Origin of the sequence: Streptomyces endophyticus (assembly GCF_035798155.1) — a bacterium.
Lineage (GTDB): Bacteria > Actinomycetota > Actinomycetes > Streptomycetales > Streptomycetaceae > Streptomyces > Streptomyces endophyticus.
In genome coordinates, this window is record NZ_JAOZYC010000131.1 from 44,279 (window position 1) to 67,295 (window position 23,017).

19 protein-coding genes are annotated in these 23,017 nt (G+C 71.5%); 7 read left to right on the forward strand and 12 right to left on the reverse strand.

All coding sequences use genetic code 11. The annotated features are described in order from the left end of the window. The gene (locus OKJ99_RS22685) at positions 1-1,071 is read right to left on the reverse strand and encodes an isopenicillin N synthase family dioxygenase (protein WP_326019143.1); all 1,071 of its coding nucleotides are present in this window, start codon (positions 1,069-1,071) and stop codon (positions 1-3) included. A gap of 342 nt (positions 1,072-1,413) precedes the next feature. Between OKJ99_RS22685 and OKJ99_RS22690 the strand changes: the two genes are divergently transcribed. Then, complete coding sequence (locus OKJ99_RS22690) at positions 1,414-2,505, forward strand: mechanosensitive ion channel family protein (protein WP_326019145.1); 1,092 nt, start codon at positions 1,414-1,416, stop codon at positions 2,503-2,505. A 6-nt stretch (positions 2,506-2,511) separates the two neighbouring features. On the opposite strand, the gene OKJ99_RS22695 is transcribed toward OKJ99_RS22690, so the two are convergent. Then, positions 2,512-3,405, reverse strand: coding sequence for an aminoglycoside phosphotransferase family protein (locus OKJ99_RS22695; protein ID WP_326019147.1), 894 nt, complete (start codon positions 3,403-3,405; stop codon positions 2,512-2,514). 121 nt (positions 3,406-3,526) lie between these two features. After that, positions 3,527-5,632, reverse strand: coding sequence for a phosphocholine-specific phospholipase C (locus tag OKJ99_RS22700; protein ID WP_326019149.1), 2,106 nt, complete (start codon positions 5,630-5,632; stop codon positions 3,527-3,529). Between the two features lie 168 nt (positions 5,633-5,800). Here OKJ99_RS22700 and OKJ99_RS22705 point away from each other — a divergent pair, with 168 nt between their 5' ends. Further along, positions 5,801-6,550, forward strand: coding sequence for a DeoR/GlpR family DNA-binding transcription regulator (locus OKJ99_RS22705; protein WP_326019151.1), 750 nt, complete (start codon positions 5,801-5,803; stop codon positions 6,548-6,550). Beyond that, positions 6,547-7,890: a 6-phospho-beta-glucosidase gene (locus tag OKJ99_RS22710; RefSeq protein WP_326019153.1), complete on the forward strand. Its 1,344-nt coding sequence runs from the start codon at positions 6,547-6,549 to the stop codon at positions 7,888-7,890. The genes OKJ99_RS22705 and OKJ99_RS22710 overlap by 4 nt, the downstream gene beginning before the upstream one ends. Here the strand turns inward: OKJ99_RS22710 and OKJ99_RS22715 are convergent. The 7 genes from OKJ99_RS22715 to OKJ99_RS22745 all read right to left on the reverse strand — a co-directional run bounded on the left by OKJ99_RS22715 (position 7,878) and on the right by OKJ99_RS22745 (position 15,144). Further along, complete coding sequence (locus tag OKJ99_RS22715; protein WP_407700745.1) at positions 7,878-9,266, reverse strand: amino acid permease; 1,389 nt, start codon at positions 9,264-9,266, stop codon at positions 7,878-7,880. The genes OKJ99_RS22710 and OKJ99_RS22715 overlap by 13 nt on opposite strands. A 128-nt stretch (positions 9,267-9,394) precedes the next feature. Beyond that, on the reverse strand, positions 9,395-10,396 hold the full coding sequence (locus OKJ99_RS22720) for a proline racemase family protein (protein WP_326019158.1): 1,002 nt from the start codon (positions 10,394-10,396) through the stop codon (positions 9,395-9,397). Then, the gene (locus tag OKJ99_RS22725) at positions 10,396-11,343 is read right to left on the reverse strand and encodes a dihydrodipicolinate synthase family protein (RefSeq protein WP_326019160.1); all 948 of its coding nucleotides are present in this window, start codon (positions 11,341-11,343) and stop codon (positions 10,396-10,398) included. The genes OKJ99_RS22720 and OKJ99_RS22725 overlap by 1 nt, the downstream gene beginning before the upstream one ends. Then, positions 11,340-12,833 (reverse strand): FAD/NAD(P)-binding oxidoreductase, encoded by a 1,494-nt coding sequence (locus OKJ99_RS22730; RefSeq protein WP_326019162.1) that lies wholly within the window; start codon positions 12,831-12,833, stop codon positions 11,340-11,342. The genes OKJ99_RS22725 and OKJ99_RS22730 overlap by 4 nt, the downstream gene beginning before the upstream one ends. Positions 12,834-12,912: 79 nt before the next feature. Then, a complete protein-coding gene (locus OKJ99_RS22735; protein ID WP_326019164.1) occupies positions 12,913-13,230 on the reverse strand; it encodes a (2Fe-2S)-binding protein in 318 nt (105 codons plus the stop codon). Beyond that, complete coding sequence (locus OKJ99_RS22740) at positions 13,227-14,420, reverse strand: NAD(P)/FAD-dependent oxidoreductase (RefSeq protein WP_326019166.1); 1,194 nt, start codon at positions 14,418-14,420, stop codon at positions 13,227-13,229. Before OKJ99_RS22740 ends, OKJ99_RS22735 begins: the two co-directional genes overlap by 4 nt. Before the next feature lie 103 nt (positions 14,421-14,523). Then, on the reverse strand, positions 14,524-15,144 hold the full coding sequence (locus tag OKJ99_RS22745; protein ID WP_326019167.1) for a helix-turn-helix domain-containing protein: 621 nt from the start codon (positions 15,142-15,144) through the stop codon (positions 14,524-14,526). Between the two features lie 160 nt (positions 15,145-15,304). Between OKJ99_RS22745 and OKJ99_RS22750 the strand changes: the two genes are divergently transcribed. The 4 genes from OKJ99_RS22750 to OKJ99_RS22765 all read left to right on the forward strand — a co-directional run bounded on the left by OKJ99_RS22750 (position 15,305) and on the right by OKJ99_RS22765 (position 20,540). Next, positions 15,305-17,224 (forward strand): glycoside hydrolase family 127 protein, encoded by a 1,920-nt coding sequence (locus OKJ99_RS22750; RefSeq protein WP_326019169.1) that lies wholly within the window; start codon positions 15,305-15,307, stop codon positions 17,222-17,224. Positions 17,225-17,321: 97 nt separating this feature from the next. Beyond that, positions 17,322-17,522, forward strand: a complete 201-nt coding sequence (locus OKJ99_RS22755; protein WP_407700744.1) for an ABC transporter ATP-binding protein — start codon at positions 17,322-17,324, stop codon at positions 17,520-17,522. Next, complete coding sequence (locus OKJ99_RS22760) at positions 17,519-18,961, forward strand: aminopeptidase P family protein (RefSeq protein ID WP_326019171.1); 1,443 nt, start codon at positions 17,519-17,521, stop codon at positions 18,959-18,961. Before OKJ99_RS22755 ends, OKJ99_RS22760 begins: the two co-directional genes overlap by 4 nt. A 163-nt stretch (positions 18,962-19,124) precedes the next feature. Continuing rightward, a complete protein-coding gene (locus tag OKJ99_RS22765; RefSeq protein ID WP_326019173.1) occupies positions 19,125-20,540 on the forward strand; it encodes an MFS transporter in 1,416 nt (471 codons plus the stop codon). Between the two features lie 59 nt (positions 20,541-20,599). Here the strand turns inward: OKJ99_RS22765 and OKJ99_RS22770 are convergent, their stop codons facing one another. After that, positions 20,600-22,159 (reverse strand): serine/threonine-protein kinase, encoded by a 1,560-nt coding sequence (locus OKJ99_RS22770; RefSeq protein WP_326019175.1) that lies wholly within the window; start codon positions 22,157-22,159, stop codon positions 20,600-20,602. Between the two features lie 155 nt (positions 22,160-22,314). Beyond that, on the reverse strand, positions 22,315-22,908 hold the full coding sequence (locus OKJ99_RS22775) for a PAS domain-containing protein (RefSeq protein ID WP_326019212.1): 594 nt from the start codon (positions 22,906-22,908) through the stop codon (positions 22,315-22,317). Positions 22,909-23,017: the final 109 nt, after the last annotated feature.

A 23,017-nucleotide genomic window follows, 5' to 3' on the forward strand; every position in this document is an offset into this window, starting at 1 on the left:
TCAGCCGCGGGGCTCCCGGCCGACGGCGGCCAACACCCGGGCCGCCTCACGGACCGCCGCCGTGTTCGCCTTGCCCTGCCGGGACCCCGCCAGTTTGGCCTTGATGTGGTCGCGGACGGTGATCGGCTCGTAGGCGAGGCCGGCATCGGCGTCGAGGTGGCTGGGCAGCGTGGCGATGACCGCGTCGATGTTGCCGTCGTGGAAGTACGCCACCGAGCGGCGCCGTTTGATGGTGCCGTCGACGATCGGCGGCTTGACCCGGTGCAGGGTCGACATCCAGCGGTCGTTGGTCAGGCGGGCGGTCAGATCGCCGAGGTTGACCAGCAGGCCGCCCTCGACCGGGGACACGTCGTGCCAGACGCCATCGATGTCGAGCACCTGAAGGCCGGCGACGCGGTCCGCCCACAACACCGTGACCAGACCGAAGTCGGTGTGCTCACCCATCCCGGTCAGGTCGCCTTCGAGGGTCACGGTGCCTTCGGGGAGCGCGTAGTTGTTCATGCGCAGGACGTCGACGGAGTGGTCGGTGAGCGCCTCGAAGTGGCCGGGTTCCAGGCCGAGGGCGTCACCGAAGGCCCGGGTCAGGATGCGGGCGACGCGGCCCGCGTGGGCGAAGTAGGCCTGCACGCGCGGCTCGAAGGTGTCGAGTTCGGCGGGCCAGACGTTGCGGCCGTAGTCGTCCTCGGAGAGGCCCAGGCCGGGGAAGGAACGGGCCTCGGTGCCGACGTTGAACGCCTCGAAGAAGTCGTTCATGCGGGACGCCGACTCGACTCCGAGGCTGAGGCTGAGCGACTCGCTCTTGGGCGGGCTGTAGCCGCGGTTGGCACCGGTGACCCGGTAGGCGTTCTTGCGCTCGGGCGGCAGCGCGAAGAAGTCGTCGACGGCGCCGGCCAATCCGTCGAGCACCGCGTCCGGGACGCCGTGCCCGAGGATCTGCACGAAGCCCACGCGGGTGCAGGCGTCGTCGAGGGCGCGGGCCACGCGGGCCAGGTCCTCGCCCGAACCCCCGTCCACGTAAGGGCCGATGTCGACGACGGGGACCTCGAACGGGGGCGTGGTCGGTTCGGGCACGGGCGTCTCCCTTGGTGAGGGCTTCGGCGAGGCGGTCGCCGATATCGTCGGCGCGGGTATTTTCCGCGCACGGTCACTGCCGTTTCGTCAGCGTAACGCTCCGGGCTCCGCCCAACAGCCCGGCCGGATCCGGTCACATGGGCCCATCACATGGATTTCCGCACACTTGAGGTCCCCACCCTCTCCACACTTCGGGCACGTACGGCAGGATGTCCGCAGAGCGCCGCGACCGCGACACCGGTCGGGGCGCCGCCTCCGGCCCCGAGCAAGCAGGTTCCACGTGACGAAACATCACATACCCGTCCCCATCGCAGCGTTCGGCCCCCGTACGGGAGGTGCCCGATGAGCCGCGGCGTCGAACTCCACGACCTGATCCTCGCCGGAGTCGCCCTCGTCGGCGGCCTGCTGGCGGGGCTGCTGCTGCGCACCCTGCTGCGCTGGCTCGGCGTGCGCGCCGGGCAGACGCGCTGGGCCGGGGACGACGTGCTCGTCGACGCGCTGCGCACGCTGGTGCCGTGGGCGGCGGTCGCGGCGGGCGCCGCGGTGGCCTCCGAGGTGCTGCCGCTCACCCCGCGTACGGGGCGGAATGTGAACATGGCGCTCACGGCGCTGCTCATCGTCGTGGCGACGCTGACGGCGGCGCGGGTGATCACCGGCCTCGTGCGGGCGGTCGCGCAGTCCCGTGCGGCCGTGGCGGGTTCGGCGACCATCTTCGTGAACATCACGCGGGTCGTGGTGCTCGCGATGGGCTTCCTGGTCGTTCTGCAGACCCTTGGGATCTCCATCGCGCCGCTGCTCACCGCGCTGGGCGTGGGCGGCCTGGCCGTGGCGCTCGCCCTCCAGGACACGCTCGCCAACCTGTTCGCGGGCGTGCACATCCTGGCCTCCAAGACCGTGCAGCCCGGCGACTACATCCGGCTGAGCAGCGGCGAGGAGGGCTATGTCGTCGACATCAACTGGCGCAACACGGTGGTGCGCCAGCTCTCCAACAACCTCGTGATCATCCCGAACACGCAGCTGTCGGGCACGAACATGACCAACTTCAGCCGGCCGGAGCAGGAGATGACCCTCACCGTGCTCGCCGGTGTCGGCTACGACGTCGACCTCGAAGAGGTCGAGCGAGTGACGGTCGACGTCGTCACCGAGGTGATGAAGGAGGTCGAGGGCGCCATGCCCGAGCACGAGCCGCTCGTGCGCTTCCACACCTTCGGCGACTCCCGGATCAGCTTCAACGTCATCCTGGGCGTCGGCGAGTTCAGCGACCAGTACCGGATCAAGCACGAGTTCATCAAGCGGCTGCACGCGCGCTTCCGCGCGGAGGGCATCCGCATCCCGTCGCCGGCGCGGACGGTGGCGCTGACGACCGGCAGCCCGTCGGTCGTCATCCCGCATCAGCGCGACGCGCAGGAAGCACCGCTCGCGCCGCCCGTCTAGGACCTGTCAGCCGTGGTCGGTGGAGTCGAGGATCTCTCCGACCACGCGGGACGCCGTCCGCACCATGAACGGGTTCACATCCCGGTAGTACGCCAGCTCGTGCACCGCGATGGTCAGCGCCCAGCCACGCCCGCGCGCCCACGCGTCGTCGTCGACCGCCGCGGCCTCCCGGAAGATCCGCCGCTCCGCCCCGCCCAGGACGTACCAGGCGGTGATCAGGTCGACGGCCGGGTCCCCCGTGCCCATGCACCCGAAGTCGATGACCGCGCCGAGCCGCCCGCCGGACACCAGGAGGTTGCCGGGCTGAAGGTCCCCGTGCAGCCACACGTCGCGGCCCGCGCCCGGGGTGCGTACCGCCCCGTCCCACACGGCGAGCGCGGCCGCGGAGTCGAGCGTCCCGTCCAGACGGTGGATCACCTCGCGGGTCCCGTCGGCCCGTTCGGCGAGCGGCCGCCCGCGGAACGACTCCGGTGCCCCGGCGGTGTCGATCGCGCGCATCGCCGTGACGAAGCCCGCCAGATCCTCGGCCAGCGCCCCGGGCCGGTCGAGCCGCCCCACGGCGGGGTTCTCGCCGGGCAGCCAGCGGTGCACCGCCCACGGCCACGGGAAGCCGTGCCCCGGCTCCCCCTCGGCCACCTGCTCCGGCACGGGCACCGGCAGCCGGGCCGCCAGATACGGCATCCACTGCCGCGCGCCCGCCAGCTCGGGCACGACACCGGGCAGGCGCGGCAGCCGGACCACCCACTCCTCGCCGAGCCGGTACAGAACGTTCTGCGTGCCGTGCGAGTCGACGTACTTCAGGGGCAGGTCCGCCCACCGCGGGAACTGCTCGTCGACGAGCGCGCGGACGAGGTCCTCGTCGATGTCCGGCTCGTCCTGGTGCAGCTTGCGAACGCCCATGGTCACCTTTCGCGGGAACGGCCCTTTGGCCGGGCCGAGCGTAGTCACGTACGCCCGCGCCCGGCGATCGCTTTTCCCACGCGTCACGAGTCACCCGTCATGTGTCACGCATCCCCCGGTGTCACCCGGAGACCGAGGGCCGCCCGTTCTCGATGTGGCCCATCAGGCGCCGCGCGAAGTCGGGCTCGTCCTCGCAGCGCACCACCAGGTCGTACCAGCCGTGGGTCTTCGCGGCGGGGTGCGTCACGGTGGTGCTGTCGCCGGGCGCGACGCGGACCTGGCGGGTCAGGGCGGCGGCGTCGGCCGCGCGGACGTAGGCCCGCGGGCGGACGGTGAACACCTTGGCCCCGGTGCCGTGGTTGGCCAGCGTGATGCGCACCTCGCGGGTCTTGGCGCGCACGCTCGACGTGACCTCGGCGGTGGACGCGGCGAGTCCGGCGAACTCGCGGCGGAAGCCGTTGGGCCCGGTGACGGTGAACCGGTAGCGGTCCTTGGCCGGTGTCACGCTCAGGGCGCGGGTGCCGGAGACGTCCCGGTGCTGCGGCACGTCGAACTCGCCCTCGTACGGGTAGAGCGCGAAGTGGGCGCTGGAGGCGCCGGTGTTGGAGAGGGTGACCTCGACGCGGCCGTCGTAGAGCCGTGCGTACGCGTCGGTCTGGTACGGCAGCGGGCGCGCGGGCCGGGTGCCGGGCTCCTGCACGGGCATCTTCTGGTCGGCCGGCGGGGTCGGCCTCCAGCGGGCGGCGGCCGGTGGCACCGGGCCCGGACTCTGCACGGCGGGCTGCTTCTCGGCGGTGTCGAAGTCGAACGCCGAGGTCAGGTCGCCGCATATCCGGCGGCGCCACGGCGTGATGTTGGGGTCCTCGATGCCGGTCCACTTCTCCAGGAAGCGGTTGACAGAGGTGTGGTCGAACAGCTCGGAGCACACGTGACCGCCCACCGACCAGGGCGAGACGACCAGCATCGGCACGCGCATGCCGAGCCCGGTGGGCTGCCCCTGCCACCACTCGTCGGTCTCGTCCGGCTCGGGCACGGGCGGCGGGACGTGGTCGAAGAAGCCGTCGTTCTCGTCGTAGTTGATGAGCACGACGGTCTTGCGCCACACGTCGGGGTGCGAGGCCAGCGCGTCGAGCACCTTGTAGGGGACGCTGGCGCTCGCGGCGGGCACGGAGACGCTGGGGTGCTCGGAGTCGACCGCGGAGGGCACCAGGTAGGAGACCGCGGGCAGCTTCCCGGCGGCGACGTCGGCGGCGAAGCGCTCGGCCAGGGTGCCGGTGGGCACGCGGCGCAGGGCGCGCTCGAACAGGCTGCGCTCGGCCTTGGTGAGCGCGGCGACGCCCTCCTCCAGGAGCCCGAGCAGCCGCTCCCGCTCGGCCGTGTCATCGGCGTCCCTCACGAGGGCGTAGAACGACTCCATGTACGTGTGCCCGCCGGTCTTCGCCAGCGCCTTGCGGGCGACCGACTTGAAGGTGGCGTAGAACTCGATCTGGTTGTCGGTGAAGTTCTCCCACTCGGTGTACGTCTGCCAGCTGCGGCCGTCCTTCTCCAGGAGTTCGGCGAAGGTGGGCCAGTCGTAGCCCTTGTGGGTGCCCTCGGCGTAGGCGTCGTTGCCGATGGCGCGCCCGCCGCCCGGCTCGTCACCGGAGTTGCCGCTCCACAGGTAGTTCCGGTTGGGGCTGGTGGAGCTGTGCATGGAGGAGTGGTAGGCGTCGCAGATGGTGAAGGTGTCGGCGAGCTCGTACTGCAGCGGGATGTCGGAGCGGTCGTAATACGCCATGGTCGCCGCGGTCTTGGCGGAGACCCACTGGTTCATCCAGCCGTTGTTCCAGGCCTTGTGGCCGCCGTTCCAGTCGTGGTTGAGGGCGTCGATGTACTGCAGGTCGTGCTGCTGTGCCTCGGCGGCCGCGCGCACGGAGAACGGCAGGACTCTCTTCAGGCCGTCCGGCTGCTCGAACACGGGTTTGCCGTCGGCGAGTTGGACCGCGTTGGGGTCGCCGAAGCCGCGGACGCCGCGCAGCATGCCGAAGTAGTGGTCGAAGGACCGGTTCTCCTGCATGAGGATCACCACGTGCTCGATGGCGTCGAGCCCGCCGGACGGCGGCTCGGCGGCCAGTGCCTGCTGCAAGGAGGGCGGGAGCAGGGAACCGGCGGCCGCGGCGCCGACGGCGCCCGCACCGAGGGCAAGCGCACGGCGCCGGGACACGTGCCTTGAGAGGGGATCGGTCATGTCGGCGACTCCTGGGTTCGATGGCGGGGCGGACGGTACGCAGGGACGCTACGAGTGCAGACGGTACGGATGGTGAGCACCGGATGAACTCACGTCGGCACCACACAATCAAGCTCTGGACAAATGTGAGCATGGAATTGCTTGAATTTGACGAGTAGTGTGCGCCGCATGCTGGCAGAGCGACGACACCACCTGATCCTGCGTGCGCTGCGCTCCGGTGGGCCCGCGTCCGTCGCCGAGCTCGCCGAGCAGCTCACCGTGAGCCCGGCGACCATCCGCCGCGACCTGGTGAAACTGGAGGAGGACGGCCTCCTCACCCGCGTGCACGGCGGCGCCGTCATGGAGGAGGGCGACCAGCCCTTCTCCGAGGTCGCCCAGGTGCGCGTCCCCGAGAAGGACACCATCGCCGAGCACGCGGCGTCCCTGATAGCGGAGGGACAGTCCGTCCTCCTCGACATCGGGACCACCGCGTACCGCCTGGCCCGCCAGCTCCACGGCCGCCGACTCACCGTCATCACCAGCAACTTGGTGGTGTACGAGGAGCTGGCCGACGACACCGGCATCGACCTGGTGCTGCTCGGCGGCATGGTGCGCCGCGAGTACCGCTCCCTGGTCGGCTTCCTCACCGAGGACAACCTGCGCCAGCTGCACGCCGACTGGCTGTTCCTCGGCACCAGCGGCGTCCGCCCGAACGGGCAGGTGATGGACACCACCGTGGTGGAGGTTCCCGTGAAGCGAGCCATGATCGCGGCCGCCGACCGCACGGTGCTCCTCGCCGACTCCTCCAAGTTCCCCGGCACCGGCATGGCCAAGGTGTGCGGCCCCGACTCCCTCGACGTTCTCGTGACCAACTCCTCCGCGCCGGCGCCGACATGTGCCGCGCTCACGGAGGCCGGCGTGAAAGTAGTGCACGTATGAAACTGACGATTCTCGGCGGCGGCGGATTCCGGGTGCCCCTCGTGTACGGGGCCCTGCTCGCCGACCACGCGGAGGGCCGCGTCACCGAGGTCGCCCTCTACGACCTCGACGGGCAGCGGCTCGACGCGATCTCCCGGGTCCTCGCCGAGCAGGCCGAAGGGGTGCCGGACGCGCCGGAGGTCACCGTCACCACCGACCTCGACGAGGCGGTGCGCGGCACGGACTTCGTGTTCTCGGCGATCCGGGTGGGCGGCCTCGAAGGGCGTGCGGCGGACGAGCGGATCGCGCTCGCCGAGGACGTGCTCGGCCAGGAGACGGTCGGCGCGGGCGGCCTCGCGTACGGCCTGCGGACGCTCCCGGTGGTCGAGGAGATCGCACGCCGCGTCGCCCAACTCGCCCCGGACGCCTGGTTCATCAACTTCACCAACCCGGCGGGCCTGGTCACGGAGGCCCTCTCGACACACCTGGGCGACCGGGTCATCGGCATCTGCGACTCCCCCGTCGGCCTCGGCAAGCGCGTGGCCCGCGCACTCGGCGCCGACCCCCAGAACGCGTGGGTCGACTACGTGGGCCTCAACCACCTGGGCTGGCTGCGCGGGTTGAAGGTCAACGGCCGCGACGAGCTCCCCCGCCTCCTCGCCGACGACACCCTCCTCGGCTCCTTCGAGGAGGGCAAGCTGTTCGGCACGGAGTGGCTGCGCGAACTCGGCTCGATCCCCAACGAGTACCTGCACTACTACTACTTCAACCGCGAGGCGGTCCACGCCTACCAGGAGGCCGAGGCCACGCGCGGCGCGTTCCTGCACGTCCAGCAGTCCCGCTTCTACGACCGGATGCGCGACCCGGCGGCCCCGCCGCTCAAGACGTGGGACGCGACGCGGGCCGAGCGCGAGGCCACGTACATGGCGGAGAACCGGGAGGCGGCGGGCGCCGGCGAGCGCGACGAGGCCTCCCTCACCGAGTCCGGCGGCTACGAGAAGGTGGCCCTCGACCTGATGCGGGCCATCGCCCGTGACGAGCGCACCACGCTGATCCTCAACGTCCGCAACCGCACGACCCTTTCGGCTCTCGACGCGGATGCCGTGATCGAGGTGCCGTGCCTGGTCGACGCCAACGGGGCGCACCCCGTCGCCGTCGACCCGCTGCCCGGCCACGCCACGGGCCTCGTGACGTCGGTGAAGGCGGTCGAGCGGGAGATCCTCGCCGCCGCCCGCTCCGGCTCGCGGGCGACGGCGGTGAAGGCGTTCGCGCTGCATCCGCTGGTGGACTCGGCGAACGTGGCGCGCCACCTGGTGGATGAGTACCGGCAGGCACACCCGGGCCTCGCCTACTTGCGCTGATCCTCCCGGTGCTCGACCGAGTTCCGGTACCCGTACGCCGCGTAGACACCGACCCCGATGAGCATCCACACCGCGAACCGGACCCAGGTCACCCAGTCCAGGTTGCTGATCAGCCACACGGAGAACGCGACACCGATCGCCGGAACCCAGGGCACCAGCGGCGTACGGAAGGTGCGCGGCAGATCGGGCCGCGTCTTGCGCAGCACCACCACGGCGATCGCGACCACGATGAACGCCACCAGGATGCCGATGTTGGTGAGGTCTGCGGCCTCCCGGATGGGCAGGAACCCGGCGATCAGCGCGGACCCGATCCCGACCGGCCAGATCACCCGCGTGGGCACGTGCCTGCGCGGGTGGTTGCGCGCGAAGTAGCGCGGCAGCAGCCCGTCGCGGCTCATCGAGTACCAGACCCGGGACACCGCCAGCATGTTGGCGAACGCCGACGTGGTGATGCCGATGACGGCACCCACGGCCACGACGAGCCCGAGCCCGCCGAGCCCAACTGCCCCCAGGGCACTGGAGAACGGACTGGCCACATCAATGTCCCGATAGTTCTGCATCCCCAACAGCACGACACACACCGCGAGATAGATGAACGCGGCGATGCCGAGCGAGACGAGGATGGCCTTCGGCAGCACCTTCTTCGCCTCGGCGCTCTCCTCGGCGGCGGCGCTCATGGCGTCGTACCCGTAGACGGCGAAGAACGCGGTGGCTGCTCCGGTGAACGCGCCACCCACCCCATAGGGCAGGAACGGCGTGTAATTCCCGGCCTTGATGTGAAAAGCCCCGGCGACTACCACGAGCGCGACGATCCCCAGCTTCACCACAACAAGGATGGTCTCGAACCGCGCCGACTCCTTCGTCCCACGGGACAACACAAAGGCAAGCAACAGACACAACAGCAGAGCGAACAGATCAACACGATGCCCGGACCCGGTGCCGGGCGCGCCCAGCATCCAGGTCGGCACATCAATGCCCACATGCTCAAGGATGTACGAGAAGTACCCGGACACCGCGATGGCGACCACGGCCACGATCGCGGTGTATTCGAGCAGCAGGTCCCAGCCGATCGCCCAGCCGACGAACTCGCCGAGCGCGGCGTACGAATAGGTGTAGGCGGAGCCCGCCTTCGGGATGGTGCCGGTGAACTCGGCGTAGCAGAGGGCGGCCGCGCCGCTGGCCACGATGGCGATGAGGAACGAGAGCATCACGCCGGGCCCGGCGTCCTCGTTGGCCACGACGCCGGCCAGCGAGAAGACTCCCGCGCCGACGAGGCCGCCGAGGCTGAGGGCGACCAACTGCCAGAGCCCCATGGTGCGTTGCAGGCCTCCGCTGGTCACCTCCTCGGAGTCGTCGACGGGCTTGAGTCGGAAGATGCCGGCGCGGGAGAGGAGTCTGCCGTCGGGCCCGGCCGGGTCGCGGGGTGGATTCGTTGTCGTACGGGACACGGTGACTACTCCTGAGGGGTCTGCGGAGGCCGTGCTGCGCCTGCTGGTCCGTCGCTTCAGAGCACGAAGCCGTGCGGGAACGGGTCGCGCGGGTCGAGGAGGTAGTTGGCCGTGCCGGTGATCCAGGCCCGACCGGAGAACTCCGGTACGACGGCGTCCAGTTGACCGACCTTCGCAGCGCCGACGAGCCGTCCGGTGAACCGGGTCCCGATGAACGACTCGTTCACGAACTCGGTGTGCAGCGGGAGTTCGCCGCGCGCGTGCAGCTGCGCCATCCGGGCCGAGGTGCCGGTGCCGCACGGCGAGCGGTCGAACCAGCCGGGCTGGATCGCCATGGCGTTGCGCGAGTGCCGGGCGGTGGAGTCGGGGGCGAGGAACTGCACGTGCTTGCAGCCGCCGATGACCGGGTCGAGCGGATGCCGCGGCCGGTTGTGCTCGTTGATGGCGTCGGAGATGGCGAGCCCGGCCTTGAGGATGTCGTCCTTGCGGGCCCGGTCGAAGGGCAGCCCGAGCTGATCAAGCTCAGTGATCGCGTAGAAGTTCCCCCCGTACGCCATGTCGTAGCGCACCTCGCCGTAGCCGGGCACCTTCACGGTGGCGTCCAACTCCAGCGCGAAGGAATCCACATTCCGCAAAGTCACCTGCTCGGCGACCCCCTCCCGAACAGCCACCCGAGCCTCGACGAGCCCGGCGGGAGTATCGAGCCTGACGACGGTCTCCGGCTCACTCACCTCCACCATCCCGGTCTCCACGAGCACGGTGGCGACACCGATGGTGCCGTGCCCGCACATCGGCAGGAAGCCGCTGACCTCGACGTACAGGACACCCCAGTCCGCGTCGGGACGGGTCGGGGGTTGGAGCACGGCGCCACTCATCGCGGCGTGGCCACGCGGTTCATCAACGAGGAACCGGCGAAGCTCATCAAGGTGTTCCAAGGCATACGTACGCCGCTCGGCCATGGTGTCACCGGGGATGGGCCCCACGCCGCCGGTGACGACGCGGGTCGGCATGCCCTCGGTGTGGGAGTCGACGGCACTCAGTGTGCGGACGGACCGCATTACGCCTCCCGGTTGTCGAGCGAGGCGATCGCGCGGGCCATGTCGGCCTCGACCTGCTCGCGCATCCCGAGCAGCAGCGCGCCACGCGGCGGCCGGCAGGGCCCGCCGAACCGCCCGACCTGTTCCATCCCCAACTTGATGGCCTGTACGAACTCGGTGCGCGAGTCCCAGCGGAAGGCGGCGACCAGCGGCTCGTACAGCGCCCGCGCCTCCTCCACCTTGCCCGCGAGCGCCAGGTCGTACAGGCGGGCGGACTCAGCAGGAAACACATTCGGGAACCCGGCGAACCACCCGGTGGCCCCCATCAACAGACTCTCAAGCACCACATCATCGGCACCACTGATGATCTCAAGCCCCGGCGCCTTCTCCTTGATCTCCAGCACCCGCCGCACATCACCGGAGAACTCCTTCACGGCGACGATGTTGTCGATCTGCGCGATCTCACCGAGCAACTCCGGCGTGAGATCGACCTTCGTATCAAACGGATTGTTGTACACCATCACAGGCAGCCCGACAGAGGCCACCGCCTCGAAGTGGTCAATGACGTCACGGGAGTTGGCGCGGTACAGGGTGGGCGGCAGACACAGCACACCGTCGGCCCCGTCCTCGGCCGCGACCTCGGCCCAGTGCCTGGCCTGATGCGAGCCGACCCCGTGCACCCCCACCACGACGACGCCATCGCCACCGACCGCCTCGATGGCGGTCCGGGCCACCCTCCTTCGCTCCTCATCCGTAAGGGAGGAGTACTCACCGAGGGACCCGTTCGGACCGACACCGCGGCAGCCGTTGTCGATGAGCCAGCGACAGTGCTCGGCGTACCGGTCGTAGTCGACGGCGAGCCCGGCTGGCGCGGAGGCGTCCTCGTAGTAGGGCAGGGCGGTGGCGACGACGACACCACCAAGACCGATGGAGCCCTTCTTCTTCTGCTGCTGCTTGCTGTCAGTCATGAACTGCTCTCCTCTGTACGGGAGTTGCTGTCGGACGTAGCAGTGGTTCCGGAACCGGCGGCCAGATCACCGAGCCGAATCGGCCGGGCGATGGGCCGCCGATGCTCACTGGCCGGAGGCAGGCCTTCGATGTGGAGGTCTCCTGCCGGCCCCTGCAGCCGCGCGCCGATCTCGGCGACGGTGGGCCCGCACATCCGGGCCTGGCACGGCCCGAGTCCGGCGCGGGTGGCGAGCTTGGCGGCGCGCGGGGCCGCGGTGGACTCGTTGGTGGCGGCGCGACACACGGTGGCGTAGTCCGTCTCCTCGCACCGACACACCACGGTCTCGGGCCGCAGCCAACTCGTCCAGCCCGTCCCGATGGGGTGTGCACGGGCCAGCCGGGCGGCGAAGGCACGCCCCTGGTCACGACTGGTCCGCAGCCGACGCACGGAGGCGATGTTCCGGTCACCTCTCGCGGCCAGCCACCCGGCGAGCGCACCTTCCACGCGGGCGGCAGGCGCGCCCGCGACGCCGGTGATCTCCCCGGCCGCGTACACGTCGGGGCAGGTGGTCCGCTGGTCACCGTCGACCTCGACGAACTCCCCGGCCGAGGTGGCACGCAGCGCACACCCGGCAGCGAGCGGCAACTCCAACTGCGGACTGAACCCATGCGAAACGCACACCGCATCGACCGCCACTGTGCGCTCACTGCCGCGCACCACCGACCAGTCAGCACGCAGCCGAGCGACGACGACCTCCTCGACACACCCGTCACCACGCGCCTCGACGACAGTACGTCCAGTGCGGTACGGAACCCGGTGCCGCGCCAACAGCCCGCCGTACTCAGCCAGTTCGGCCGCCTTCCCACCTTGCGCGGCGAGCTCCCAGGGACGCCGCCCCCAGCCCCGGGCGAGGGTGCCCGAGGTGTTGGCCTCCAGCACCTCACGCACCCGCGACCCGGCCTCGATCAGCGACGCGGCCACCGGCAGCAGGAACGGCCCGCTCCCCGCCACGACCACCTGGTCGCCGACCACCACCCGCTCCCCCTTCGCCAGCGCCTGCGCCGCGCCCGCCGTGTACACGCCGGGCAACTCCCAGCCGGGGAAGGGCAGTACGCGGTCGTGGGCGCCCACCGCGAGCACCAGCGCGTCGGGGTCGAGGGTGTGCCGGTCCCGGCCGCCCCCGTCGACCGGACCACGCAGCACGTGCACGCGCGGTGGCCCCGGCTCCGCCGGATCGGGGCGCTCCAGGGCCCACACGGCGGTCTCGGACCACCAGGCGCAGCGCGGGTGGGCGAGGACCCGGCGGCGGCGTGCGTCGAAGGCGCGCCAGCCGTGGTGGAGGTGCTGTGGCCGGGCGGCGGCGTAGGCCTCGGGGAGCATCCGGTGGTACTGGCCGCCGGGCTGCTCGGCCTCGTCGATCAGGGTGACCCGCGCGCCCGCGCCGAGCGCGGCGTCGGCGGCGGCGAGCCCTGCGGGCCCGGCGCCCACGACCACTACGTGGCGTGTCATGTGGCCTCCGTGGGGGTGGGGTTGGGTGCGTCGGTTTGGGGACTGTGGCGTGAGACTTCGATGTGGCCGTAGTTCTGCGTCACAGTTCCGAGCCGCCGCCCCCGCGTGCCTGCGTACGCACCTCGTCCCCGTCCCGGGCCCGCCTGCGGCACGCCCGTACGTCGCGCTCGGGGCCGACCGTGACCAGGCAGTCGAAGCAGGCGCCGATGCCGCAGAAGACGCCGCGGGGCGCGCCGGAGCGGCCGCTCCGCCAGGCGCGGCGGCCGGAGGCGAGGAGGATGCCCGCGATGGACTGGCCCTCGATTCCGGAGACGGGCTCGCCGTCGACGGTGATCGTCAGCGGCGTCTCGCGCCGCTCGACGGCGTCCGTGGCCGCCGGTATGCGTCGTGGGCTCATGCCGCCCTGCCTTTCTGCGTGCGTCCCAGGACGGCCGGCCGGTCCACTCGGAACGGCGTCGCGTCGATCTCGGTCGGCCGGCCCAGGAGCAGGTCCCGCACGAGGCGTGCGGTGCCCACGGACAGGCCGATGCCCGCGCCTTCGTGGCCGCCCGCGTGCCACAGCCCGGCGAGGCGCGGGTCGGGCCCGATGACGGGCAGGTGGTCGGGTACGTAGGGTCGGAAACCGCCGTAGGCGCGCATCACCGGCACGTCCGCGAGGGCCGGGAAGAGGCGCAGCGCCTTGGCCGCGATCGCGGACAGCGCCTCGACGCTGAGCCGGTCGTCGAAGCCGACGCGGCGGCGGGAGGAGCCGATGAGCACGCTGCCCGCGCGCGTGGATTCGACGACGGCGGAGGTCTGGAGGTCCTCGGCGCTGCTGCCGACGGCGCCCACGTAGTCGGCGTCGTACACCTTGTGGAAGACGGTGGGTGGGAGGGGTGTGGTGACGAGGACGTCGCCGCGGCGGGGACGTACGTCGATGGGGGCGCCGAGGCGGGTGGACAGTTCGCCTGCCCAGGGTCCTGCGGCGTTGATGAAGATGTCGGCCTCGATGAGGTCGCCGTCGGATGTGCGGACGGCGGTGAGGCGGTCGGAGCGGGTGACCGCGCCGTGCACCTCGCAGTGGGTGCGCAGGGTCGCGCCGGCCCGGAGTGCGTCGGCGAGGAGGGCGGCGGCCGCGCCGGCGGGCTGGACCTGGGCGTCCTCTGGGTAGTGGATCGCCGCCGTGTGGTCGCGGGTGACGTACGGCTCGGCGGCGGCGAGGGCGGCGGCGTCCAAGGTCTCCGCCCGTACGCCGACCGCGCGTTGGGACTCGGCGAACTTGGCGAGTTCGCGGGCGCCGTCGTCGGTGGTGGCGACGACGATGCCGCCCTTGGGGTCCCATTCCGTCAAGTCGTCCATGCCTGGCGCTTGTTCGGACATCTCGGCGACGATCTGCGGCCACAGGCGCCGCGACAATTGCGCCAACTCGAGTTCGGGGCCCGGGCCTTTGTCGGATACGAGGATGTTGCCCTCGCCGTGCGCGGTGGTCGCGGCGGCCGGGCGGCCGCGGTCGACGACCGTGGTGGCGCAGCCCGCGCGGGCCAACTCCCGCGCACAGGCGGATCCGACGATTCCGGCCCCAAGAATGACCGCCCGCGTTCCATACATCGAACCGCCTCCGTTCGCTTCATCGAACAGCTCGGAGGCTAGGACGGCCTTTCAGGGGGTGTCAACGGGGCCGCAGCGAGTGATCAAAATTTGCGTGCAGCACTCAGCCACTCTCGGGCTCGGAGGCGCCCGGCTTCGGGTGCGGGATCCCCAAGTGCGCGTGCTCGTGCGGCCGGTACTGGAGCAGCAGTACCGAGTGCACGTCGCCGTCGAGGGCGGTGTAGGAGTGCGGGAGCGTGGCGTCGAAGCCCACGTAGTCGCCGGGGCCGAGCTCCACCTCGTCGCCGTCCACGCGGACATGGAGCCGGCCGGTCTGCACGATGGTGTGCTCGGTGCCGACATGGCCGAGCGAATCCTGCCTGCTATCGGCCCGCACCACCTGGTCGTACACCTCGAAGACCAGGTCACCGAACTCCATCCGGCGCAGCGGCCGCAGGTCGACGCCCTCACCGCTGAGCACCTCGACCTCCTTGGCGCGCACGACGGTCAGGCCGCCCGGCGCACGCGTCTCGAGGAGGTCGGAGACCGGCACCTCCAGGGCGCGCGAGAGGCTGAACACCGTCTCGATGGTGGGGTTTCCGGTGCCGGACTCGAGCTGGGAGAGCGTCGCCTTGCCGATCTTGGAGCGCCGCGAGAGCTCCGAGATCGACAGGCCGCGCTGTGTCCTCGCGCGGCGGAGATTGGCCGCCACCATGTCGCGGACCGACTCCTGAGGAACGTCCATAGCCTCTCCCTGACTCCCTTGACAGCGTTCGCTTTGACGAACACTATGCCGCACAACGCGTTTACTGACCCGAACGGTTTCTCGTTCGTTTCCCGTTTTCCGCGTTTTCGATGCTTTCGACGCAACAGCACCCAAGTACACGGAACTTGGAGGACTGATCGTGCTGCATCCCTCTGAACGTCTCCGGCCACTCTCCGGCTCGCGGGTCGCGATCCTCGGCGGCCTCCTCGCCGACTGGCAGCGCCGCAACCGCGAGGCGACTCTGCCGCACACGGTGGAGCAGCTCCGCGCGGCGGGCAATGTGGACAACCTCCGCAGGCTTCTGCCGGGCGAGAGTGGGGCCCTCGCGTTCCGCGGGCGGTATCCGTTTCTCGACACCGATGTCTACAAGACGTTGGAAGGGCTTGTATACGAACTTGCGCCGCCCATTGGGGAGTTGAGTGGCCGTCTGCGGGAGTTTTACGAGGAGATCGTCGCGCTCCTCCAGCGGGTCCAGGCTCCCGACGGGTATCTCAACTCCTATTACCAGGACCCCGATCAGGCCAAGGAACCCTGGTCCGACCTCGCCTGGGGGCACGAGCTCTACACCTTCGGCCATCTCACGCAGGCCGCGATCGCCGCTCACCGGCGGCTCGGCGATCGGCGGCTGCTCGATGTCGTCGTGCGCTTCGCCGATCTCGTAGTGAAACGTTTCGGGCCGGGTGGCGAGGAGGCCGTCTGCGGGCACCCCGAGGTCGAGATGGCCCTGGTGGAGCTGTACCGGGAGACCGGCGACGACGCCTATCTCGTGCAGGCCCGGCTGTTCGTCGACCGGCGCGGGCAGGGGCGGCGCAGCGGGCTGCGGCACAGCGTCTTCCCACCCTCGTACTTCCAGGACCAGGTGCCGCTGCGCGAACTGCCGTCGGTGACCGGGCACGCGGTGCGCATGGCGTATCTCGCGGCGGGCGCGGCGGACGTGGCGATGGAGACCGGCGACGCGGAGCTGTTCGACGTGTTGCGCCGGCTGTGGGGCGACATGGCCGCCACGAAGCTGTACGTGACCGGGGGCCTCGGCAGCCGGCATTCCGACGAAGCGGTGGGCGACCGCTACGAGTTGCCCTCCGAGCGGTCCTACAGCGAGACCTGCGCCGCGATCGCCACCATGCAATGGGGCTGGCGGATGTTCCTGGCCACCGGGGACGCCCCGTACCTCGACACCTTCGAGACGGTCCTCTACAACGCGTTCGCGGTGGGCCCCTCCGCCGACGGCCGCGCCTTCTTCTACGACAACCCCCTGCAACGCCGCACCGACCACGAGCAGCGCAGCGGCGCCGAGGCCGAAGGGGAGCTGCTGCGCAGACCCTGGTTCGGGTGCCCGTGCTGTCCGCCCAACATCGTGCGGTGGATGTCCCAGCTAGGTGAGCATCTCGCGGCCGAGCGCGCCGACGAGTTGGTGGTCGCGGGGTACGCCACGGCGCGGCTCGACGGGCATGAGCTGGCCGTCGACATGGCGACCGGGTATCCGTGGGACGGCGAGGTGCGGGTGACCGTCCGGGAGGCGCCGGAGCGGCCCTACGCCCTCACCCTGCGCGTTCCCGGCTGGGCCGACGCGGGCGAGGTGCGGCTCACCGTGTGCGGGGAGGTCTCGGACCCCGAGGCGGCGGACGGCTGGGTGAGCATCCGGCGTGTCTGGCGGGCCGGGGACGAGCTGGTGCTGCGGCTCCCGATGCCCGTGCGTGCCCACGGTTCCCACCCCTACCTGGACGCGACCCGCGGCGCCGTCGCCGTCGCTCGCGGCCCCCTCGTCTACTGCGTCGAGCAGCAGGACTGCGGCGTCGCCATCGACGACGTGACACTCGATGTGGCCCAGGTCGCGGCCGCCCGTCCCCGTACGGACTCGGACTTCGCGGGCGCCGTCGTCCTCGACGCGGAAGCGGGCGTCTCACCACCGGCGTCCGCCGAGCTGTACCCCGTGCTGACTCGCACCGACACGTCCCGTGCGGCCACCCCCACCGCGACCACCGGACTCACCCTCGTCCCCTACTTCCTGTGGGGCAACCGCGAGGCGGCTCCCATGCGGGTCTGGATCCGGCGCGTCTGAAGGACCCCTGGCCCCCTTCCCTCACACCGCATGCCCGCTCTTCTCCAGCTCCTCCAACTCCCTGGGCACACGCCTGTTCATCGCCCACGATCTCGCCGTGGTCCGCCGGATCGCCCACCGCGTGGCGGTGATGCACCAGGGACGTATCGTCGAGTCCGGCCGCGCCGCGGATGTGTTCGACCGGCCGCGGGACGCGTACACCCGCACCTTGCTCGGGGCGATCCCGCGCATCAACCCGGAGTGGGACCGCCGTCGGCGTGCCGCTCCCCGGAATTTCCAAGGAGTGGAGTCGGCATGACCGAGACTACCCCCGCCACGTCCGTGCCCAGGTCGAGCACCCCGGATCCCCGGATGCCGCGCCTGGCCGAACTGCCGGACTTCACCGCGTACATGGGTCAGGGCTGGGACGAGGCCGACCGTACGCCGCCGACCGTGCCGGGTGCCGCCGAGGCGGCCGCCGTGCACCGGGCGCGGCTCAGTGCGGAGTTCGCCGGGCGGCCGCTCGTGGTCGCCGCCGGGCGGGCCCCGGTGCGCAGCAATGACACCGCGTACGACTTCCGGCCCGACAGCGACTTCTACTGGCTGACCGGGTGCGCGGTCGAGGGTGCCGTGCTGGTGCTGCGTCCCGCGCCCGGCGGGCACGACGCGGTGCTGTATCTGCCGCCGCCGGCCCGCCCCGGCGAGACCGGGTTCTTCGCGGACGCGGCGCACGGTGAACTGTGGGTGGGCCCGGCCCCCGGCCTGGACGACTGGCGCGAGGCACTGCGTGTGGACACGGCGCCGCTGGGCGCCCTGGACGAGGCGCTGACCGCGTGCGCACAGCAGGGGCCGCTGCTCACCGGTCGGCTGGATCCGGAGTCGGCCCGCCGCCATGGCGTCGCGGTCTCCCCCGACCTCGGCCGCACGCTCTCCGAGCTGCGCATGGTCAAGGACGCGTGGGAGGTCGGCCAGCTGCGCGAGGCCGTGGACCGTACGGTCGAGGGCTTCGCGGCGGTGGTCCGCGAGTTCCCGGCGGCCGTGCGCGGCGGCGGCGAGCGCTGGCTGCAGGGCACCTTCGACCGCCATGCCCGCACGTACGGCAACGGTCCCGGCTACGCCACCATCGTGGGCAGCGGCCGCAACGCCGCGACCCTGCACTGGGTGCGCTGCGACGGGCCCGTGGCCGAGGACGCGGCGGTACTCCTGGACATGGGTGTCGAGACGCGCAGCTACTACACGGCCGACGTCACCCGCACCTTCCCGGCGTCCGGCCGCTTCAGCTCCGCCCAGCGTTCCGTGCACGACCTGGTGGAGCGGGCGCACCGGGCCGGGCTCGACGCCGTGGGCCCGGGGCGGGAGTGGGCCGACTTCCACACGGCGTCGATGGAGGTCGTGGCGCGCGGCCTGGACGACTGGGGGCTGCTGCCCGTCTCCGTCGACGAGGCGCTCTCCCCCAAGGGCCAGCACCACCGCCGCTATCTGGTGTGCGGCATCGGCCACCACCTCGGCCTCGACGTGCACGACTGCGCCCGCGCCGACTACTCCGCGTACCAGGGCGCCCGTATGGCCCCCGGCATGGTGCTCACGGTCGAGCCGGGCCTGTACTTCCACGCCCATGACACGACCGTGCCGCCGGAGCTGCGCGGCATCGGGGCGCGCATCGAGGACGACATCCTGGTGACCGAGGCCGGTTCGGAGGTGCTGTCGGCCGAACTGCCGCTGGACGCGGCCGGGTTGGAGCGGTGGATGGCTGCGTAGGCGGACCGCCTCTCCCTTATGTGTCTCATATATCGAACACTCATTACCGGTAAGTGAGACACATGGAAGGGTTGTGATCCTCGTACCGTCCGATCGGTACGAGGGTCGCCGGCGTCGAGCGCCGGTGGACGCACACCGCAACGCCCCTGGGATTGACCCGAAGATGTCCGCTTCTGCCACCGGCCCGGCACCTGCCAAGTCCGCCGCGCCGTCACCCGCCTCCGGCCCGAATCCGGCCGCGCCGGTCAACCCGCGCTCGCGGGTCCTGATCGCCAGCCTCATCGGGACGACGATCGAGTTCTACGACTTCTACGTCTACGCGACCGCCGCCGTACTCGTCTTTCCCGCGCTGTTCTTCCCGAGCAGCGACCCGACCACCGCGCTCCTGTCGTCGTTCGCCGTGTTCGGCGCGGCGATGGTGGCCCGGCCCATCGGTGCGGCCTTCTTCGGGCACCTCGGTGACCGGCTCGGCCGCAAGAAGACGCTGGTCGTCTCGCTGCTCACGATGGGCATCGCCACCTTCCTGATCGGCGTGCTGCCCACGTACGGGTCGATCGGCTGGGTCGCCACCGCGTTCCTCGTGTTGATGCGGCTCGCGCAGGGCTTCGCGCTCGGCGGCGAGTGGAGCGGCGCGGCGCTGGTCGCCACGGAGAACGCACCTCCGGGCAAGCGGGCGCTGTGGGGCACGTTCCCGCAGCTGGGCGCGCCGCTCGGGTTCATCATCGGCAACGGCCTGTTCCTGGTGATCGCCGCCCTGCTGCCGTCCGCGGCGGGCGCCGACCCCTCGCAGCCGTCGCAGGCGTTCCTGTCGTGGGGCTGGCGGATCCCGTTCCTGTTCTCGGCCGTGATGGTCGCGATCGGCCTGTGGGTGCGGATGCGCCTGGTCGAGGCGGAGGTCTTCACCAAGACGCAGGAGACCAAGCAGGTCCGCAAGCTGCCGCTGGCGACCGTGTTCCAGCACCACTGGAAGCAGTTGATCCTCGGCACCTTCGCGATGCTGGCGACGTACGTGCTCTTCTACCTGATGACGACGTTCTCGCTGAGCTACGGCCGCACCGCCACGGACGCCGCCGTGCCCGGGCTCGGGTACAGCTACACCACCTTCGTGCTGATGCTGATCTTCGGCGTGGTCTTCTTCGCCGCGTTCACGCTCATCTCGGGGCCGCTGGCGGACAAGTTCGGCCGCCGCAAGACGCTGGCCTGGATCACCGCGGGCATCTTCGTGTTCGGCCTGGTGTGGGTGCCCCTGATCGGGCTCGGCACGCTCGGTGTGGTGCTGTGGCTGGTCCTCGGCTTCACGCTGATGGGCCTCACCTTCGGCCCGATGGGGGCGCTGCTCCCGGAGATGTTCCCGACGTCCGTGCGCTACACCGGCTCCGGCATCTCGTACAACGTCAGCTCCGTGCTCGGCGCGGCCGTCGCCCCGTTCATCGCGGTGGCGCTGTGGGATGCGGGAGACGGCTCTCCGTGGCTGGTCGGTGTCTACCTGTCGGCGATGGCCGTCCTCACCTTCGTCGCGCTGCTGTGCAGCAAGGAGACGAAGGACGTGCAGCTGGAGGCGGGCGAGAGCCCGGCGTAACCACCGACTGCGCAAGAAGCCCGGGCCGCCCTTTCACGGGCGGCCCGGGCTTTCGCGTGTCACACCCTGCCGGGGTCGAACGTCTGCAACAGGACGCGCAGTACCTGCCGGTTCGTGGTGGCGGCGAAGGCGTCCGCGGGCGTCGTCCAGCGCAACGAGAAGCCGCGCTCGCCGCCGAGGCGGAAGCCGCGCCCGAAGGTGCGCACGCGCCGGTCCCCGCTGCCGGCCAGCCACTCCATGTCGGCGGCGCGGAAGCCCTGGTAGCTCGTGGCGCGGATGTCCCCGACGCGTCGGTACACGGTGCGCTGCCGCAGCCCGGGTTCCACGTCGTCGCGCCAGACCGCGACCGGGTCCCGGTCGACGCGCTCGGTGTAGGTGACGGCGAGGTGGCGGGCGTCCCCGCTCGCCCCGAAGTCGACGCGGTAGGCGCCGTCCGGCGCGCGGGTGATGCCCTGGCGCCGCCAGTCCGTCGGCAGGGCGAGGGAGAAGCCCTCGGGCGCGTCATAGCGGCGGAAGCCGGCCGGCAGGGCGGTCGCCGTGCCGGACGGGGCGGAGGTGGTGGGGCGCGCGGAGGGAGCGCGGCCCGTATCTTCGCCTCCCGAAGCGCCCCCCGGCGAGGCGGAGCCCGAGGAGCCGGCTCCGGGCGACTGGTGGGTGACGGCCAGGACGGCGACCGTCACGGTGACGACGGCCAGGGTGGTGCCCACCGCCATGGCCCGCCCGCCCCACTCCCGGCCCGCCTTGCGGGCCGCCGCGTACGCGCCGCGCAGCCGGGGCCGCGGCGGCAGTGCGGCGACCGCGTCCGGGTCCTCGTCCAGGACCCGGGTGAGGACCTCGCGCACCACGCCTCGGGGCAGCCGCTCCCGGGAGTCCTTGCGCAGCAGCCCCTCCACGGCCCGGGTCAGCGAACCGGCCCGCTGCGGGGCGTCCAGCGGCAGCCGGTCCACGCTCCGCAGCGTGGACTCGGACCTGCCCCGGTCGCGGTAGGGCGGCCGCCCCTCGACCATGCGGTACAGCAGCGCGCCGAGCGCCCACAGGTCGGACGCGGGCCCGATGCGTTCGTCGCGGGCCTGTTCCGGGGCGGCGTATGCGGGGGCGGTCAGCCTCGGGGCCAGGGTGGCGCCGGCGAGGCCGAACCCGGTGAGCACGATGCCGCCCTGGTCGTGCACGAACACCTGGCCGGGGCCGAGTTCGCCGTGGGTGATGCCCTGCGCGTGCGCGGCGTCCAGTACGTCGAGCAGTTCGAGGCCGATGCGGGCCGCCCGCATGTAGGTGACCGGGCCCTCCACGTCGAGGAGTTCGCCCAGCGGCAAGCCGTCGATCCGCTCGGTCACGGTCCACAGCGTCCCGGCCTCCGTGACCGCGTCGACCACGGTGGCGACCCGGCCCGGCCGCAGCCGCCGGACGGCCTCGGCGGTGCGCAGGACGCGCGCGGTGATCCGGCGGGCGGCGTGCCGGTCCGTGCCGTCCGGGAGCAGGATCTGTGTGAGCAGCCGGGGCCGCTCGGCCTCCAGGTCCTCGCCGCTCCAGCAGACCTGGTTCGTCTCCCGATGGACGACCTCCAGGAGCCGGTACCGCCCGGCGACCGTGCCTGCGGCGGACCCGCACCCCTCGACCATGCTCGTCCCTCCGTTGCGCCTGCGGCTGGCAGCTTGCTGAGGGATACGAGGGGTGGGGGCGGGTCCGTTCAGCGGGACCCGAGGAAGGAGAGGTGTGCTCGGGAAAATGTCGCAGTCATACGTGTAACTGCGACATTTTCCTGAACAGGTGCCACCTACGTCGCGAGCCTCGGCGGCCACTCCCCCGCCACCAGCACGCCCTCCGCGTACGCGCGGGCGACCAATTCCGTGCGGTTCGACGCGCCCCAGCGGCGCGACAGTTGGCGCAGGTGGTAGGTGACGCCGTCCGTCGTCAGGCCGGTCTCGCGGGCCGCGCGGGCCGTCGTGGCGCCGGCGGCGAGCAGGGCCAGGATCCGCGCCTCCTGCGGGTGCGGCGGCGCGGCGGCGGACGGCGGGCGGTCGGACGCGGCCGTCGCGTCGAACACCCGTACCGTCACCAGCAGATCGGGCACGCGGTGCGCGGTCTCGCTCACCGTGTCGACGATCAACTCGCCCCGGCGCCGCGCCCCGTTGCCGCCGATCCAGGCCACCGCCACCGTGTAGCGCGAGCGGCGGCGCGCCTTCAGCGCCTGCGCGATCCGGTCGACCTGTGCCTCGTCGACCGGCACGAACAGGTCGAGGATCGCGCGCCCCTTCAGGCGGCCCGCGGTGGTGCCCCACTCCAGGGCGAACGCGGCGTTCACCAGCCGTACGTCGCCGTAGGGATCGCACACCGCGACCGGCATCGGGATCCGGTCGAACAGCACCATCGCGCGGTTGCGCCACACCACCGCGTCCCCGGTGTCCACCGGCTCCTCGCCTCCCGCCGTCCGTACGTGTCGTCCCTGCCACGGACGGCGCCCGCGCACAAGTCCGATA